We start from the raw sequence: 18051 nt of genomic DNA on the forward strand, positions 1-18051 counted from the left end.
CAAAAAAATCGATTTCATGAAGACTATTCCAAACTGGATCAATGGCCAGGAGGCATTGCCTGAAAAAGGCAATTGGCTCGACAAATTCAATCCGCATACTGGATTACCGATGAGTCGAGGTGCTGATTCAACTTCTGTTGATACTCATCGAGCTATAGACGCGGCAGGGAAGGCATTTCCTGTCTGGTCGTCCATGACTCCCGTTCGCAGGGGCCAGATACTGGCAGATATGGTCACTCTGATGAAGCAAAATTCGGCAGAGCTGGCCGAATGTATAGCTGTGGAAACAGGTAAGCCACCTCATGACGCAGTGGGAGAAGTGAATGGCGCGATTCTGCAGGCCGAGTTTTTCGCCGGTGAAGGTATGCGCCTGTATGGACGGACACTTACTTCGGCTATGCCGGGCAAGCAGAGCTTCACAGTACGTCAGCCTCGTGGCATTGCCGGCTTGATTGTGCCGGCTAATACGCCGATTGCCAATATTGCCTGGAAAACATTTCCGGCATTGATCTGCGGTAATACTGTGGTGATGAAAGCGGCAGAAGATGCTCCTGAGATAGCGCATATCTTTGCACGCCTTACCAAAGAATCGGGCATTCCTGACGGTGTATTCAACGTGATTCAGGGGCGGGGTCTGCCTGCAGGCGCGGCTATTGTAGAGGATGGTAGAGTTGCAATCATCAGTTTCACCGGTTCGACAGGTGTCGGCCGCTGGATCGCTGAAGTTGCGGGCCGTCGGCTTGCCAGAGTATCTCTGGAACTTGGCGGAAAGAATCCTTTTGTCGTTTGCGATGATGCTGACTTGGAACGGGCGGTTCACTGGGCTTCTCTTTCGGCATTCAGTAATGCAGGGCAACGTTGTGCAGCCGGAAGCCGGATTCTGGTTTTCAGGCAAATCTACGATGAGTTTAAAAACGCATTTATTTCCAGGGCAAGCGGTTTGAAACTCGGAGTTACTACTGATTGCGATCTTGGACCGGTAATAAACCAGCGTCAGCATAGGAATGTTCTTACAGCAATAAATGGGGCTGTGGCCGACGGTGGTATCGTGCTCTGCGGTGGGAAGGTTCCTGTGGATACTGCGCTTGCCAACGGTTATTATATTCAGCCAACGGTCATTGATGGGTTGCGAGCAGAGGCGGACCTGAGTTGTCAGGAGTTGTTCGGGCCTGTCGTGACCCTTCATCCTGTTGACGGGATTCGTGAGGCCCTGAAGCTGGCAAATACGACTGAATATGGCCTGACGGCAGCTATCCATACGCAAAATCTCGATCGAGCCATGTATTTTGCCCAGAATGTCAGGGCAGGCGTTGCCAATATCAATATCGGCACATTTGGAAGTGAACCTCACATGCCATTCGGTGGCTTCGGCGCTTCAGGCAATGGATCGCGGGAGCCTGGTATTGAGGCCCTTGATGTCTATTCCGAACTGAAAAATATATCTGTCTTAACTCAGGGGGGGATGTATTGAAAGCTGTAATTCTCGCAGGTGGTCTTGGCACCCGCATCTCCGAAGAAACCCATCTCAGGCCCAAGCCTATGATCGAAATAGGCGGAAAACCACTTCTATGGCATATCATGAAGCTTTATTCCTCTCATGGAGTGAATGATTTTGTGATCTGCTGTGGCTACAAGGGTTACATCATCAAGGAGTACTTTGCCAACTATTTCCTGCACATGTCAGACGTAACGTTTGACATGGCTAATAACAGTATGGAAGTTCATGAGCAGAAAGCTGAACCATGGAAAGTGACTTTGATTGACACTGGCGATGATACGCTCACGGGCGGTCGTCTTTTGAGAGTTGCAGATTATATCAAAAATGAAGAGGCATTTTGTTTCACCTATGGTGATGGTGTCAGCGATGTTGACATATCCGCGCTGCTGTCGTTTCATGATTCGCATGGTAAACATGCGACCGTGACTGCTGTTCAGCCGCCAGGTCGCTACGGTGCACTGGAGATGCAGAGTGCTCATGTGAAAGGGTTTACAGAAAAGCCTCGTGGGGACGGTGGTATGATAAATGGAGGTTTTTTTGTACTCTCACCCCGAGTCCTTGATTATATTGCAGGCGATCAGTCGAGTTGGGAAGGAGAACCGCTGGCCCATCTTGCTTCAGCAGATCAGCTTATGGCATATGAGCATGATGGCTTTTGGCAGCCCATGGATACCCTGCGTGATAAAAACAACCTTGAAGAACTCTGGCAATCCGGAAAAGCACCTTGGAAAATATGGAAGTAAACAGGAGTTTTTGGAAAGGAAAGAAGGTTTTTATAACTGGTCATACAGGATTTAAAGGTGGCTGGTTGTCGCTATGGCTGGCAGATATGGGTGCTGAAGTTCATGGTTATGCGCTTGATTCCTCTACCGAACCTAACTTCTTTACCGTTTGTAATCTGCAATCACATTTGGTTTCAAGTACAATCGCAGATATTCGCGATGCGGCGGCACTTGCAAAGGCCATGCAACATGCCCGGCCTGAAATCGTATTACATTTGGCGGCACAGCCACTTGTTCGCTACTCATACGCAGCGCCGGTTGAGACCTATGCGGTGAATATCATGGGTACAGTGAATCTGCTTGAAGCTGTTCGCCAGACCTCCAGTGTCAAGGCAGTGGTCAACATCACAACCGATAAGTGCTATGAAAATAAAGAGTGGGTCTGGCCCTATCGTGAAAACGAAGCCATGGGAGGTTTCGATCCCTACTCAAGCAGCAAAGCCTGCTCTGAACTTGTAACGGCAGCCTATCGTCGTTCCTTCCTTGAACAAGCAGGGGTTCATCTGGCTAGTGCACGGGCTGGCAACGTTATTGGTGGTGGAGATTGGGCAACAGATCGACTTATCCCTGATTTCCTGAAATCGCTTGATGACCAGCGTAACTTGATCATTCGTTCACCGAAGGCCACGCGACCTTGGCAGCATGTTCTTGAACCTCTTGCAGGGTATATCATGCTTGCTCAAGCTTTGTATGAGAATGGAGAAGCTTTTGCATGTCCGTGGAATTTTGGGCCGGAAGATGGTGACGCTCGTCCTGTGCAGTGGATTGTTGAATACTTGTGCGGTCAGGTGCCCGGTGCTTCTTGGCAATGCGAATCATCGCCTCAACTCCATGAGGCCAATATGCTAAAACTGGACAGCTCAAAAGCTAAGACGCAACTGGGGTGGCAACCTCGATGGAATCTGCGAATAGCGCTTGGCATGACGCTGAATTGGCATAAAGCCTGGCGGCAAGGTGAAGAAATGGCGATGGTCAGTCAGGCGCAGATGCATCATTATGAAGCCCCTTCCAAGGCCTTATGAGCGATCGTTTTGACATTATCAAAACACCCCTGCAAGGTTTACAACTCATCCAGCGCGTGCCTCTTGGCGACAGCCGGGGTTATCTTGAGCGAATGTTTTGCCAAAGTGATTTTGCCGAACTGCTCCAAGAACAAACCATCGCCCAGGTCAACCACACGCTAACCGAAATAACCGGCACCGTTAGAGGATTGCACTTTCAGCATCCACCCTACGCTGAAACCAAATTTGTGATGTGCCTGAAAGGTGAAGTGTATGATATAGCGGTTGATGTTCGTGCAGATTCTTCGACCTTTCTTCAATGGCATGGCGAAATTCTGAGCGCAGCCAATCATAAGACACTTCTTATCCCAGAAGGCTTTGCTCACGGATTTCAAACACTTACCGAAGATTGTGAAATGCTCTATTTTCATACAGCACCCTATCACTCAAACTCCGAAGCCGCACTTAATGCACTTGACCCAAAGCTCGCTATTGCATGGCCATTACAAGTTACCGAACAATCCACACGCGATAAACAACACCCTATGATTAACCCGGATTTCCATGGAGTAGCATTATGAAGTGCCGCCACTGCGGTGCAGAGCTGAAACTGACTCTTGTTGATCTCGGCAGTGCGCCTCCCTCAAACGCTTATCTGACGGTTGAGAAGCTTCAAAACCCGGAAAAGTGGTTTCCCTTGCGGGTGCTGGTGTGCGAACAGTGCTGGTTGGTGCAAACCGAAGACTTTGCACAGGCAGATGAACTGTTTGATGCCGACTACGCTTACTTCAGTGCCTACTCCAGCAGTTGGCTTGCCCATAGCGAACGATACGTGTCGGACATGGCACAGCGATTCAGCCTGAATGAGCAAAGCTATATGATTGAAGTAGCGGCTAACGACGGCTACCTGTTGCAATATGTAAAAGCGCTCGGCATTCCCTGCACCGGAATTGAACCGACCGCAAGCACGGCAATTGCCGCACGAGCCAAAGGTATCGACATAGTCGAAGAGTTTTTCGGGGTCAATTTGGCAAAACAGCTTGTCGCCGATGGCAAACAGGCTGACCTCACGGCTGCCAACAATGTGCTTGCCCATGTGCCCGACATCAACGATTTTGTCGCAGGTTTTACCGCACTGCTCAAACCAAGTGGCGTGGCTACCTTCGAGTTTCCGCACCTGTTCAACCTGATTCAACTGAACCAGTTCGACACCATCTACCATGAGCACTTTTCCTATCTTTCGCTTACAGCCGTGCAGCACATCTTTGCTGCCAATGGCTTGTCCGTTTTTGACGTGCTGGAACTTCCAACACATGGCGGCAGTCTTCGCGTCTTTGCACAGCGTACTGATACCGGCTCATATGTGATCAACGATCAGGTTCCTCTTCTGCTCCAGAAAGAAGAGAGTGTCGGGATGAGAACAGCCGAGTACTACACAGGCTTTCAGCGAAAATCAGAAAAGGTTAAGGATGACTTTGTAGCATTTTTGATTGAAGCCAAACGAAAAGGAAAATCAGTCGCAGCCTATGGTGCCGCGGCAAAGGGCAACACCTTAATGAACTTTGCAGGAATACGCCCTGACATGATCCGATTTGTCGTCGATAAAAACCCGGCCAAGCAAGGTAAATATATGCCAGGCAGTCGCATCCCAATTGTGAGTGAGGAGCGACTTCGCGAAGATCATCCCGACTATGTGGTTATTCTACCATGGAACCTGAGGGAGGAGATCATGCAGCAACTGGCGTATGTGCAGGAATGGGGAGGGAAGTTTGTAACTGCGGTGCCTGATCTTAAGCTTGCATGATTAAGGTTGCACTTACAGGTGCTACCGGTTTTATCGGTCGGCATGTCCTTGCTGTATTGAACTCCCATAATGGAGTCGACGTTATTGCTGTTGCTCGTGAGTTCCGAGCAAAAGTACCGGTAATCCGCAATGGATATTGGGTTCAAATGGATATTTCCCAACCGCCTGTCAATGTCTTTGAGGCCTTAGGTTGCCCGGATATCTTGATTCATCTTGCATGGCACGGTTTGCCCAATTACCGTTCACTGCGCCATTTTGAAGCTGAATTACCAATACAGTATGCTTTTCTCAAACAACTGGTACAACAAGGACTGAAGTCGGTAGTTGTGACCGGAACCTGTTTTGAATACGGGATGCAATCAGGGCCTCTTTCTGAAGAAATCGAAACACGACCAGCAAATCCTTACGGTTTTGCAAAAGATACGCTTCGAAAACAGTTGCAGTACCTTCAAGCCCCAGACTCCTTCAATCTCACTTGGGCAAGGCTTTTTTATATGTATGGCGATGGTCAGTCTGATTCATCGCTGATTCCGCAACTCACAAAAGCAGTGGAGCGAGGTGATAAAGTTTTCAACATGTCAGGTGGTGAGCAATTGCGAGACTATTTACCCGTTACTGCTGTTGCAGAAAAGATGGTTTCGCTTGCCTTAAAGCAGCAAAATATTGGCACAATCAACATCTGCTCCGGTAAGCCGCTGTCAGTTCGCAATCTGGTTGAACAAAGGATTCGTGATGAACAATATCACATTGAACTCAATTTAGGGTTTTATCCATATCCCGATTATGAGCCAATAGCATTTTGGGGTGACACTTCAAGATTTGATCACCTTACGAAGGTCAGGTGAAAAAACCAAGTGAACATTATAGTTTAATCAGATTCTGATTTATCAAAATTGAATTTATGACACTAAAATTGAAGGACTAAACTTGATATCAATAAAATTCAGTCATTTAAAATATCTTAACAAAATTTGAAATATTTCAAGCAAAATTTATATCTACCATGAATGAATTTAGACAAGAAGTCTCTGCGAGAATTGCATCCAATGCCTGTGATATCAAGATGATTTATGCAGGGCAGCAATTTATGCATGCTACAACTGTAACCAAGTATTCCTATAACTTTTCTTTTTTAGGTCGTCCAATCATACAGTACCCACAGGATATGGTTGCCATGCAGGAGCTAATTTGGGAAATCAAACCGGATCTCATCATAGAAACCGGGATTGCTCATGGAGGGTCACTTATTATGAGTGCATCAATGCTCGCCCTGCTTGACATGACCGAAGCTATAGAAAATGGAACAACTATCAATCCAAAGGAATCAAATCGTAAGGTACTTGCAATAGATATTGATATCCGAGCACACAACCGGACTGCGATCGAAGCACATCCTATGGCTTCACGCATCCAGATGATCCAGGGTTCCAGCATTGCGCCCGAGGTGATTGAGCAGGTCAAGCAGATTGCTGGCAACTACAAAACAATTTTGATTTGCCTTGATAGTAACCATACGCATGAGCATGTACTGGCCGAGTTGCAAGCATACGCTCCTCTCACCAGCTTTGGGAGTTACTGTGTCGTGTTTGACACTGTCGTTGAAGATATGCCAGCCGACATGTTCCCTGATCGTCCTTGGGGCCCCGGTAATAATCCAAAAACCGCTGTTTGGGAATATCTTAAAACTCATCCAGAATTTGAGATCGACAAGAGTATTCAGCACAAATTGCTCATAACTGTGGCTCCGGATGGTTATCTTAAAAGAATTCGCTGAGTGATAGTGAGGTAGGATTTATTAATTCAGGGGCCCCGTGCCCACTTGTTCCGAAACCAGATTCCTTCGTTGTCTCTACTCATCGGTCTCTGTTTTTGCTTACCCTCGTATTTGTTCTCGCGTTTCTCATGACAATAAATAACGCTTCCCTTTAACTTTATGCCTTAGTAATGTCTTTACTTGAGAAGATTACCATAATCATTCCGACTTATGAGCGACAGCGGTATGTGGTCAGAAATATGGACTATTGGTCAGGAAAAGATGCACAAGTAATTGTTGTTGATGGGTCTTCAAATCCAGTTGACTCGGCATTGTTAAAACGTATTGCTGAAAATGTGTCATACCACCATATGCCCTTGAGTATAAAGCAAAGACTTGATTTCGCTGTTGGGCAGCTTAATACTCCGTATGTCATGCTGTGTGGCGATGACGAGTTTATGTTACCCTCGGGTATTATTGCGTCTATCCGCCACTTAGAGAGTCATCAAGATTATGCACAGACCGGTGGACGATCTGTTGGGTTTTTGATAAAAGACAATATACTTAATCTTTATCCAGTGAAGTCGGAGCAGAAAAATCATGTTGTTGGGCAAGATGATGTTATGGGACGTATAGAATATCATATCAAAAACTATACCCCATCAACTATTTATGCAGTTCATAGGTCAAATTATTTTTCTTCAATTATTAATGCGGCCAATCATTATCAATATAGTAACGGTGGATACACTTTGGAGCTGATTTTTGAGTTGTTATCTGCTTCGGTCGGGAAGTCTTGCATTCTTTCAGATGTTATGTGGATTCGCAGTTCAGAAAATAATCCGGTTCACTATACAGGGTGGGATAGGCAGTGTTATTTGCCTGACTGGTATGAAAATAAAGAATATGAACAAGAAGTTATTTGTATGTATAACGTGCTAATTGATTCGATCTGTTCGTGTTATTCGGATATACCTAGAGAAACTGTATTGCACTGTTTGAAAAGAATTATAGAACATAGAATAGAATATTTTGATAAGCCGAGTATCAATCGTATAAGAAATGGCGCACCTGTAAAGGTAAATGTTGGGAATTATTTTAAATCATTGTTGAAAAATATTATCATAAAATATAGTCCATTCACTCAGGAAAAATATATTTCAAGTTATTTTCGTGATAATAAAAAATACTCATATCATCGGCTGATTAATCAGGAAGATATTAAAATTCGTGATGTTCGAGAGCTGAATGATATATGGGAAAGAATTCTGATATTCCATAACACGAATGGAAGCATCAAATTATCAAAATAATATCTCTTTGCGATTTTAGTAAATGAGAAAAGTAGCCTTCATTCCTGCTCGTTCAGGATCAAAACGTATTCCTGATAAGAACATTCGCTTTCTCAACGGCCACCCATTGCTTGCTTACTCGGTGAGAGCGGCAATTGAATGTGGCGTGTTCGATGCGGTGATTTGTGCTACGGATAGTGAACGGTATGCTGAAGTAGCTCGCTATTATGGAGCGGAAGTTCCTGTGTTGCGTATGTTATCGATATCGGGTGACAAATCGCCAGATTTCGAGTGGGTGATCTGGCTGCTGGAAGAATTGAGAAAAATGGGAAAAAACTACGATGTTTTCAGTATTCTCAGACCAACCAGTCCATTTCGACTTCCTGAAACCATTGTAAGGGCATGGGAGACCTTCATCAACGATCCTTCTGCGGATTCGTTGCGTGCCGTTGAAAAATGCCGTCAGCATCCAGGAAAGATGTGGATGCTTCGCAGCAAAAGGATGTTTCCGCTTTTACCGTTTGAGAACGGAGGAACACCGTGGCACAGCAGCCAGTATGCTTCCTTACCTGAGGTTTATGTTCAGGATGCAAGCCTTGAAATTGCATGGAGCCGAATTGCCATTGAACATCATTCCATTGCCGGAGAATCCATTATACCGTTCGTCAGTCGTGAATTTGAAGGTTTCGATATCAATGAGCCTGAAGACTGGTTGTTGGCCGAGCATTATATCTCCGCCGGCCTGAGTCGATTACCTGAAATAGCGCAACCGCCATATCAACATCCTGTCTAAACCGAGATATACCAAACATTAACATGGGTGATCAAATTGGAACCGCCGTCGGAGGCACGCTTTATTTCGTTTCATTCGAAGAGTTGACGAGAGTCCGCAATCTCACCGTTCGTTCCAACGATCGAGTAGAGATTTTCGCTGATCTGTGTCGTATCAATGCCTTGTACATGATAGCAAAGGCCGGTTCGGGGCATATCGGCAGCAGTTTCAGCAGTATGGATATCATGTCATGGCTTCAGATGGAGGAACTTCATGATGGAGATGAGGCTGTTCATGATGCTGATATCTTTTTTTCATCGAAAGGTCATGATGCGCCAGCACTTTACAGCACGTTGATCGGCCTTGGGAAACTCGATTTCGATCTGCTTCATCAGTTACGCCGTCTGGATGGGCTTCCTGGACATCCAGATGTCTCCACTCCGGGAATCGTGACGAATACCGGTTCGTTGGGAATGGGTATATCGAAGGCGAAAGGGATGCTTTTTGCCCGGAAGTTATTGAAGAAAGGCGGCCGCGCGTATGTCTTGACAGGTGATGGTGAACTTCAGGAAGGGCAGATCTGGGAATCGCTTGTTTCGGCAGCAAACGACGGATTAAGCGATCTGATCGTCATCGTTGACCACAACAAAATACAGTCCGATACGCTGGTATCAAAGGTGAGTGATCTGGGTGATCTCGAAGCAAAATTCGCGGCATTCGGATGGCATGTCAGTCGATGTGACGGGAATAATATCCGTGATTTTGCGACGACGCTCGCTACGGTAAAAACCGCACCCGGCAAACCGAAAGTGATCATCGCAGACACCGTCAAGGGGAAAGGAGTCAGTTTCATGGAGCGTACCTCCATCGATTCAGATGTCGAGTATTACAAATTTCATAGCGGGGCCCCCAGTGGAGATGTCTACCGTCAGGCTGTCCAGGAACTGATTGATGGTGCTAATGAGAAGTTGATCCGAATTGGACAACCTCCGTTACTCCTGGAAGAGGTTACTCGACCGATCGCCCCTACTGCCGACCACCAGCAACGGCTTGTTGCCGCCTATTCGAACTCACTGCTGGAACAGGCACGAAAGAATCCTTCGATCGTCGCCCTAGATGCAGACCTGATTCTCGACACCGGCCTCATTCCTTTCCAGAAGGAGTTTCCTGATCGATTTGTTGAATGTGGCATTGCTGAACAGGATATGGTTTCCCAAGCAGGAGGTATGGCTTTGCAGGGTCTGTTGCCTATTGTTCATTCTTTCGGCTGTTTTCTTTCGTCTCGTCCCAATGAGCAGATTTACAATAATGCAACCGAGCGTACGAAAATTATCTATGTAGGTTCGCTTGCGGGAGTTGTACCCGGAGGTCCAGGGCATTCACATCAGGCAGTTCGCGATATTTCCACGCTTGCTGCAGTTCCGGGGCTGGTTATCATGGAACCTTCCTGCGAGGAAGAAGTTCACCTTTTGCTTGACTGGGCAGTCAAGCGATATCTCGGATGTAGTTACCTCAGACTGGTCAGTGTTCCCTGGCCGGTTGAATACAGTTTGCCGACCGGTTACATTCCAGAACAAGGCAAAGGAGTTATACTTCTTGACGGTACTGACGCGGTCGTGGTTGCTTACGGACCTGTAATGCTTGGAGAAGCAATGAAGGCTGCGGAACAATTACAAACCAGACACGGAATCAGCCTTAAAGTGATCAATATGCCATGGCTGAACAAGCTCGATTCGGAATGGATTGAGGAAGTTCTTGAAGGGATCGATACTGTTGTAACAATGGATAATCATTATTTCGAAGGTGGTTTGGGCCAGCGAATCCGTTCCGTACTTTGGGGATGTCGAGGAGTGATGTTGAAAACCATGATTCATCTTTGCATTGATGATGTTCCGGTGTGTGGATCTGTTGCAGATGTTCTCAGTTTTCATCACCTGGATTCAACTGCGATTGTTTGTGCCGTCACTGGTATAGAGACCATGTGATTTTTGTACTTGTAATAAAGCATTGTGATCAACCTTCTTCTGATTGCTAACGGGTATTTGAAAGAAATTCCCCGTTTTCTTCCGGATTCTCTCGGAATAGGAGATATCCATCTAATTTCTGATGGAAAACCTGCTTATGAGCTCCGTAGCTATCATCATTTCAGAGACTGCACTTACGGAAACTTCCATGATCTGGATAAGTATTCTGAACTGCCTCTCGACCGATATATTCTTGATTCGATGAGTGTCTGTGAGTCGAACGTTCTGAAAATGATGGAGCGCTACCAGTTCTCAAAAGGGCTGCTGTTTTATGAAGAGCGTATCAACCTTTATCACCGGCAGTTAAGGTATTGGTATAATTATCTTGCCATCAACAGAATAGAGGTATGTCTGTTTTCGGTGATACCGCATGTTGTTTTCGATTATATCCTGTATTGCCTCTGTAAAAAATTAGGCATAAAAACAGTCCTTTTTTACAGAACGACTATTCTTCTTGACAGCAATGTATCTATCTATCCAATGCTGGATATCGACGAGCAAATGATTGGCATCAAGGGCCGTTACGAATACCATCTGATGAACCCTGAAAAATTTGAATTATCTGACCGGGCGAGTAGTTATCTCAGCCTCAGGCAGGGTAATGATGGTAAAACCTTTACCGGTGTTGCGGTGAAAAAGAGAGATATTCGGAAATACTTTTCACCGGAGAAATATATAAAACACATTGCCTATAAAGTTGATTATATATTTGAATGGATAAAATTGTGGGGTCGGCCGGTTGACCTCTTGTGTCGCATGGCATACAAGATGAACCTTGGAAACATGACATACCCTGCTTTTCAGAAAAATCCTGATCTGGAATGTGCATTTATCTACGTATCGCTTCATTACCAACCGGAGTGTTCTACTTCCCCGATGGGGGGGTGTTTTGTTCATCAGGATCTCATGCTCGATATCCTGATGAATACTATCCCCAAAAATATAAAGATATATATCAAGGCGCATTTGAGAGGTGGAATGAGCCATACTCTGTTCAGAAGACTGCAAACTGATGCACGAACGGTATTGCTTGACCCCTCGATGAATTCATTCAAACTGATCAACAAGAGTATTGCTGTAGCCACTATTACAGGTACGGCTGGATGGGAAGCATTTATCAATAAAAAGCCTGTATTGATGTTTGGCAGTTATTTTTACCAGGATGCTCCCGGAGTATTTAAGGTGGAAACGATGGGAGAATGCAGGGAAGCTGTTTCCACGATTATATCCGGCAGGTGTTTAATTGAAGAAGAGCATGTCACGGCCTTTCTGAAGGCGGTTGATGACCTTTCGTATCCTGGCTGGGTGGATAATCGTTATGCCCCGATGTCTCAACTGACCGAAGAGCAGAATTGTAATAATATCGCTTCCCGGATTTCAGCTATTCTTATGGCCTCACAAGCTCAACTTACATGAAAAAGATACTTGTTACCGGCGCCGACGGTTTCATCGGTTCACATCTTATCGAGGCTCTTGTCCGTCAGGGATATGATCTGATGGCTTTTGTTCTCTACAACTCATTCAATTCATGGGGATGGCTGGATCATTGCGATTCTGATGTTAAAGGTAACTTCGATGTTTTTGCCGGTGATATTCGTGATCCCCATGGTGTCAAAGAGGCTATGAAGGGTTGTGATGCAGTGCTGCATCTTGCTGCATTGATAGCCATTCCCTATTCCTATCATTCTCCTGACACCTATGTAGATACCAATGTCAAGGGTACACTTAATGTCTTGCAAGCCGCAAGGGAGCTCGGGGTCAGCCGTGTTGTTCATACTTCTACCAGTGAGGTATACGGCACTGCTCGTTTTGTTCCTATTACCGAAGAGCATCCCCTGCAGGGCCAGTCACCATATTCGGCAACAAAAATTGCAGCAGATCAGCTGGCTTACTCTTTTTATGCTTCTTTCGGGCTTCCGGTAGTTATTGCAAGACCTTTCAATACTTATGGCCCGAGGCAATCTGCTCGTGCAGTAATTCCCACCATTATAAGCCAGATTGCCAAAGGTATCCGTCAAATCAAGCTCGGCTCGGTGTCTCCGACTCGTGATTTCAATTATGTCAAAGATACCGTCAGCGGTTTTGTCTCAGCGTTAGAGTCGGATAAAGGAGTTGGAGAGGTGGTAAATTTCGGGAGCAATTATGAGATATCCGTCGGTGATACGGTGAAGTTAATTGCCGAGGTAATGGAATCAGAAATCGAAATTATCACCGATGAGCAGCGCTTAAGGCCGACCAATTCGGAGGTCGAACGCCTGTGGGCGGATAATAGCAAAGCCAAATCGCTATTTGGTTGGACGCCAGGATATGGCGGGTACGATGGCTTTAAAACAGGTCTTGTTGAAACGATTGAATGGTTCCTGAATCCGGATAACCTTTCTCGCTACAAAGCCGATATCTACAATATTTGATCCGGAAACAGCAGGAAATGTCGTTGAGCCAGAATATTATATCGGCGATTCGTTCAGTCGTCGGCTCGAATAGGGTCGTTCTTCACGAGCCATCGTTTCAAGGAAATGAATGGCTGTATATCAAAGAGTGTCTTGATACGACGTTTGTATCGTCAGTAGGTCAGTTCGTTGATCGTTTTGAGACATATCTTGCAGAATATACCGGTGCGGCTTATGCCGTTTCCGTCGTAAATGGAACGGCAGCCCTTCACATCGCCTTACTTTTGGCAGGGGTTCAACAGGGGGACGAAGTCCTGATACCTGCACTGACTTTTGTTGCTACAGCGAATGCTGTTTCATATTGCGGCGCCTCCCCCCACTTTGTTGACAGTAATGAACACGATATGGGAATTGATCCGGTCAAGCTGAGACAATACCTTGCTGTCAGTACAGAACGATGTGGGGGCAAGTGTGTAAACAAAACAACAGGGAAAGTCATTCGGGCCCTGGTGCCGATGCATACATTCGGTCATCCGGCAGACCTTGATGGACTATTGAAAATCGCTCGAGATTTCAACCTTGCACTAGTTGAAGATGCTGCTGAATCGCTTGGTAGTTACTATCATGGCAGGCATACAGGAACTTTGGGTTTGTTTGGGACGCTAAGCTTCAACGGGAACAAGATCATCACCACTGGAGGCGGAGGTGCTATTCTGACGAACGATCCGGAACTTGCCAGAAAGGCCAGGCATCTGACTACGACAGCGAAAATATCTCATGCCTGGGAGTATCGGCACGACGAAATTGCATACAATTATCGAATGCCGAATATCAACGCAGCCCTCGGCTGTGCCCAGCTCGAACAATTAACTTCATTTCTTGACTCAAAGCGAGCATTATTCGAAGCGTACAATGATGCTTTTTCGAAAATAGACGGGGTGAGACTCTTTGCTGAACCGACAGGTTGTCGAAGTAATTACTGGCTTCAGACCCTTATAATTGATGAACCGTACGAATCTCAACGAGAAGTAATCCTGAAGACGACGCATGATACCGGTATCATGACCCGTCCGGCCTGGGTTCTGATGAATGAGCTGGTTCCGTATCTGAATTGTCCTGCTATGGATTTAAGCTTTGCAAAATCCTTATCTGCCAGAGTGATTAATATTCCAAGCAGTCCTAATATAAAAGCATGAATAAACCGTATATAATACTTGTTGGAGCCGGAGGGCATGCACGTTCATGCATTGATGTAATAGAGCAACAAGGTCAATACCAGATTGCCGGGTTGGTTGGAATGCCGCATGAAATGCACGATAAACACTTGGGCTATAGGGTTATAGCGACAGATGACGACTTGCCTCAACTGGTCAAAGAGTATGACTATGCACTGGTTTCATTAGGTCAGATTCTATCGCCAGATAGCCGCATACGTCTCTATCAGCAAGCGCGCAATCTCGGCTTTCAATTTCCAGTCATCATAGCTCCGACCGCCTATATTTCCCGTCATGCCACTCTTGGTTCAGGAACAATTGTTATGCATGGGGCAATTGTTAATGCTGGTGTCAGGGTTGGAGATAATTGCATTATCAACAATCGCTCACTCCTTGAACATGATTCAATTGTGGCAGATCACTGCCATATTTCAACTGGCACAATTTTAAATGGTGGGGTGATAATTGGTAAAAGAAGCTTTATCGGAAGTGGAACTGTTATCAAAGAAGGGATGAATATTGGGCAAGATTGTGTGATTGGGATGGGTCTTTCCGTGCGCTATAATCAGCTTGATCATGCACGATTTACCGGGAAAAGCATTTCATGACTCAACGAACACTGATAATTGCCGAAGCTGGTGTTAACCATAACGGTGACATCAAACTTGCCAAAAAGTTGATTGATGTTGCTGCAGAAGCAGGGGCAGATCTGGTTAAGTTTCAGACGTTCAGTGCTTACCGGCTGGTAACTCAAAGTGCCGTAAAAGCGGACTATCAAGCCCGGACTACAGAGCGCTGTGAATCACAGCTTACTATGCTGCGACGTCTGGAACTGACTGACGGTATGCACCGAGAACTTATCGAACACTGCGCATTGCGTAATATCGGCTTTTTCTCTACACCTTTTGATATCGAGAGTGTCGATCTGCTGTTGAGTCTCGGTCAAAATCTATTCAAGATTCCTTCAGGAGAGATCACCAATCTCCCTTACTTGCGCCATATTGGCCGACTCGGTCAGCCTGTCATTTTTTCAACTGGAATGGCAATCATGGGAGATATTGAAGCTGCAATTGATGCACTTGAGCAAGCCGGTACAGCTCGTTCCAAAATGACAGTACTACATTGTACTACAGAATATCCTACACCCATGGAAGAAGTTAATCTTCGAGCCATGCAGAGTATTCATAGGGCGTTTGGAGTTGCTGTGGGTTATTCAGACCACACACAAGGCATCGAAGTTGCCATTGCCGCAGTTGCCTTGGGCGCAACGGTCATCGAAAAGCATTTTACCCTCGATCGCAACTTGCCCGGTCCCGACCATAAGGCTAGCCTTGAGCCTCAGGAACTCAAGGCAATGGTATTAGCCATTCGTAATATCGAAGTTGCTCTCGGTGATGGCATCAAACGCCTCACTTCAAGCGAAGCACAAAACAAGCCTGTTGCCCGGAAATCATTGGTTGCAAGTCAGGCGATTAAAGAGGGTGAACTGTTTAGTGCACAGAACGTCACTGCAAAGCGTCCCGGCACAGGCATTTCGCCCATGCGCTGGGATGAAATTATAGGAGAAGCTGCCCGGAAAGACTATAATGAGGACGATTTGATATGAGTGAGATCATAAAAATCGATACTTCAGAAGTCTTGCGCTTATGCGCGATGGTAAGTTGATTGAAATATAGAGCCCATTCCTGACGAAATGCTTATCTATCTTGATATTTGCTGTTTTAATCGCCCTTTTGATGACCAATCGGATTTAATCGTGCGACTACAGACCGAAGCTAAACTTTATGTGCAAGACATGATTCGTAGTGGCTCCTTATCCTTGGTATGGTCAGCCGTCATGGATCTGGAAAATGCGGCAAATCCTGATATAAATCGTAAAGTAACCGTAGGAGATTGGCAGAAAATAGGGCTTGTGGATGTTCCAGTCAGCAGACGCGTTGAGAACATTGCCGACAAACTGGCACTGATCGGCGTCAAGCCAATGGATGCTCTGCATGTCGCTTGTGCAATTGAGGCTGAAGCTGAATATTTTTTGACAACAGATAAAGCACTGCTACGCAAAATGGCGAAACACGATCAGCTTCGTGTCGTTGATCCCGTCGATTTTATTCGCGTATATAAGGAGACCAAACATGAAGACTGACACTGACATCCGCTTTGAGGGCATTCGCGTTTTGATGCAAGTTTTGGGGACTGTTGAAGCTGAACGATTTATCGCTTTGATTAACCGTGAGCGTTTTGATTACACCGAGTGGCGAAAAAGTCAATGGCAAGATGAAACAGTCGCCTCCCTTGCCACTCGAGCGCGATCTCTGCGTGAAAATACCGTAGATTAAGCAGCCCCTGTCCGCACTATCATGAGAAAAATCTGCATCATCACCGGAACCCGTGCAGAGTACGGCCTGCTTCGATGGGTTATGCAGGGTATCAAGGACGACCCTGAGCTGACGTTGCAAATCATTGCCACCGGTATGCACCTATCACCTGAATTTGGTTTGACCTATCGCGACATTGAGCATGACGGTTTTCTTATTGACCGAAAGGTTGAAATGCTGACCAGTTCTGATTCTGCTGTGGGTATTGCCAAATCAATGGGTCTTGGCCTGATTGGATTTGCTGATGCGCTAAGTGAATTGAAGCCTGATATGATTGTTGTCCTGGGTGACAGGTTTGAAATATTTTCAGCAGTCTCTGCAGCGCTGGTTGCAAGAATTCCTGTGGCTCATTTGCATGGAGGTGAACTGACAGAAGGTGCTTTTGACGAAGCCCTTCGGCATTCAATTACCAAAATGTCGCACCTGCATTTTGTTGCAGCCGAAGAGTATCGCCAGCGTGTGATCCAGCTTGGAGAACAGCCGGAACGGGTATTTCTGGTGGGCGGGCTTGGCATAGACAATATCAAGCGGCTAAAGCTGCTTGATAGGAGGGGACTGGAATCGGCAATGAATTTTCAGTTTGGATCGAAAAACCTGCTTATTACCTTTCATCCGGTAACACTTGAAGATGCGACTGCCGCAGAGCAAATGGCAGAACTGCTTGATGCTTTAGCTGAATTAAAGGATACTCAGCTTATATTCACCATGCCGAATGCTGATACGGATGGCAGGGTATTGATGAAAATGGTAGAAGACTATACTGCCAAACACGCCAATGCCCGTGCGTATAGCTCTCTTGGTCAACTGCGATACCTCTCCTGTATTGCTCAGGTAGATGGTGTTATTGGGAACTCTTCGAGTGGATTGGCAGAAGTTCCGAGCTTCAAGAAAGGTACGGTCAATATCGGAGAACGGCAGCGGGGAAGGCTTCAGGCGGAGAGCGTTATTAATTGTGAGCCAACGCAAGTCAGTATTGCTCAAGCTATTGCGAAATTGTACTCACCCGTTTTTCAAAGCCTGGCAAGCAGGACTATAAACCCTTATGGTGAGGGAGGTGCAAGTGAAAAGGTAGTTGACACAATAAAAAACTTTTCTCTTGAAGGTCTGGTAAAAAAGAGTTTTCATGATTTATTCAAATAGCTACTA

Annotated in this window: 18 protein-coding genes; all 18 read left to right on the forward strand. The window is 46.0% G+C overall.

Annotated elements, in window-relative coordinates:
• The first annotated feature begins 16 nt into the window (after nucleotides 1-16).
• Nucleotides 17-1471, forward strand: a complete 1455-nt coding sequence (locus BOO20_RS10330) for an aldehyde dehydrogenase (RefSeq protein ID WP_076792513.1) — start codon at nucleotides 17-19, stop codon at nucleotides 1469-1471.
• Nucleotides 1468-2241 (forward strand): glucose-1-phosphate cytidylyltransferase, encoded by a 774-nt coding sequence (gene rfbF, locus BOO20_RS10335; protein ID WP_076792514.1) that lies wholly within the window; start codon nucleotides 1468-1470, stop codon nucleotides 2239-2241. The genes BOO20_RS10330 and rfbF overlap by 4 nt, the downstream gene beginning before the upstream one ends.
• The gene (rfbG, locus tag BOO20_RS10340; protein WP_076792516.1) at nucleotides 2232-3302 is read left to right on the forward strand and encodes a CDP-glucose 4,6-dehydratase; all 1071 of its coding nucleotides are present in this window, start codon (nucleotides 2232-2234) and stop codon (nucleotides 3300-3302) included. The genes rfbF and rfbG overlap by 10 nt, the downstream gene beginning before the upstream one ends.
• Nucleotides 3299-3862, forward strand: a complete 564-nt coding sequence (locus BOO20_RS10345; protein WP_076792518.1) for a dTDP-4-dehydrorhamnose 3,5-epimerase family protein — start codon at nucleotides 3299-3301, stop codon at nucleotides 3860-3862. The genes rfbG and BOO20_RS10345 overlap by 4 nt, the downstream gene beginning before the upstream one ends.
• Nucleotides 3859-5085, forward strand: a complete 1227-nt coding sequence (locus BOO20_RS10350) for a class I SAM-dependent methyltransferase (RefSeq protein WP_076792520.1) — start codon at nucleotides 3859-3861, stop codon at nucleotides 5083-5085. The genes BOO20_RS10345 and BOO20_RS10350 overlap by 4 nt, the downstream gene beginning before the upstream one ends.
• A complete protein-coding gene (locus tag BOO20_RS10355; protein ID WP_198935444.1) occupies nucleotides 5082-5930 on the forward strand; it encodes an NAD(P)-dependent oxidoreductase in 849 nt (282 codons plus the stop codon). Before BOO20_RS10350 ends, BOO20_RS10355 begins: the two co-directional genes overlap by 4 nt.
• 158 nt (nucleotides 5931-6088) lie before the next feature.
• Complete coding sequence (locus BOO20_RS10360) at nucleotides 6089-6859, forward strand: cephalosporin hydroxylase family protein (protein WP_076792521.1); 771 nt, start codon at nucleotides 6089-6091, stop codon at nucleotides 6857-6859.
• A 170-nt stretch (nucleotides 6860-7029) separates the two neighbouring features.
• Nucleotides 7030-8151 carry a TIGR00180 family glycosyltransferase gene (locus tag BOO20_RS10365; protein WP_076792523.1) on the forward strand — a complete coding sequence of 374 codons (1122 nt, stop codon included), beginning with the start codon at nucleotides 7030-7032 and terminating at the stop codon, nucleotides 8149-8151.
• A gap of 22 nt (nucleotides 8152-8173) precedes the next feature.
• Complete coding sequence (locus BOO20_RS10370; RefSeq protein WP_076792525.1) at nucleotides 8174-8923, forward strand: acylneuraminate cytidylyltransferase family protein; 750 nt, start codon at nucleotides 8174-8176, stop codon at nucleotides 8921-8923.
• 23 nt (nucleotides 8924-8946) lie between these two features.
• A complete protein-coding gene (locus BOO20_RS10375) occupies nucleotides 8947-10887 on the forward strand; it encodes a transketolase C-terminal domain-containing protein (protein ID WP_076792526.1) in 1941 nt (646 codons plus the stop codon).
• A gap of 24 nt (nucleotides 10888-10911) precedes the next feature.
• Nucleotides 10912-12342: a hypothetical protein gene (locus BOO20_RS10380; RefSeq protein WP_076792528.1), complete on the forward strand. Its 1431-nt coding sequence runs from the start codon at nucleotides 10912-10914 to the stop codon at nucleotides 12340-12342.
• On the forward strand, nucleotides 12339-13337 hold the full coding sequence (locus tag BOO20_RS10385; RefSeq protein WP_076792529.1) for an NAD-dependent 4,6-dehydratase LegB: 999 nt from the start codon (nucleotides 12339-12341) through the stop codon (nucleotides 13335-13337). The genes BOO20_RS10380 and BOO20_RS10385 overlap by 4 nt, the downstream gene beginning before the upstream one ends.
• Nucleotides 13338-13354: 17 nt before the next feature.
• Nucleotides 13355-14512 (forward strand): LegC family aminotransferase, encoded by a 1158-nt coding sequence (locus BOO20_RS10390; RefSeq protein ID WP_076792531.1) that lies wholly within the window; start codon nucleotides 13355-13357, stop codon nucleotides 14510-14512.
• Complete coding sequence (locus BOO20_RS10395; RefSeq protein ID WP_076792533.1) at nucleotides 14509-15138, forward strand: acetyltransferase; 630 nt, start codon at nucleotides 14509-14511, stop codon at nucleotides 15136-15138. Before BOO20_RS10390 ends, BOO20_RS10395 begins: the two co-directional genes overlap by 4 nt.
• Complete coding sequence (gene neuB / locus BOO20_RS10400) at nucleotides 15135-16136, forward strand: N-acetylneuraminate synthase (RefSeq protein ID WP_076792534.1); 1002 nt, start codon at nucleotides 15135-15137, stop codon at nucleotides 16134-16136. The genes BOO20_RS10395 and neuB overlap by 4 nt, the downstream gene beginning before the upstream one ends.
• An 87-nt stretch (nucleotides 16137-16223) precedes the next feature.
• Nucleotides 16224-16673, forward strand: a complete 450-nt coding sequence (locus tag BOO20_RS10405; protein WP_076792535.1) for a PIN domain-containing protein — start codon at nucleotides 16224-16226, stop codon at nucleotides 16671-16673.
• Nucleotides 16663-16866 (forward strand): hypothetical protein, encoded by a 204-nt coding sequence (locus BOO20_RS10410; RefSeq protein WP_076792537.1) that lies wholly within the window; start codon nucleotides 16663-16665, stop codon nucleotides 16864-16866. Before BOO20_RS10405 ends, BOO20_RS10410 begins: the two co-directional genes overlap by 11 nt.
• Before the next feature lie 18 nt (nucleotides 16867-16884).
• The gene (gene neuC / locus BOO20_RS10415; RefSeq protein ID WP_076792538.1) at nucleotides 16885-18045 is read left to right on the forward strand and encodes a UDP-N-acetylglucosamine 2-epimerase; all 1161 of its coding nucleotides are present in this window, start codon (nucleotides 16885-16887) and stop codon (nucleotides 18043-18045) included.
• Nucleotides 18046-18051: the final 6 nt, after the last annotated feature.

Origin of the sequence: Chlorobium sp. KB01, from assembly GCF_001975465.1 — a bacterium.
Lineage (GTDB): Bacteria > Bacteroidota > Chlorobiia > Chlorobiales > Chlorobiaceae > Chlorobium.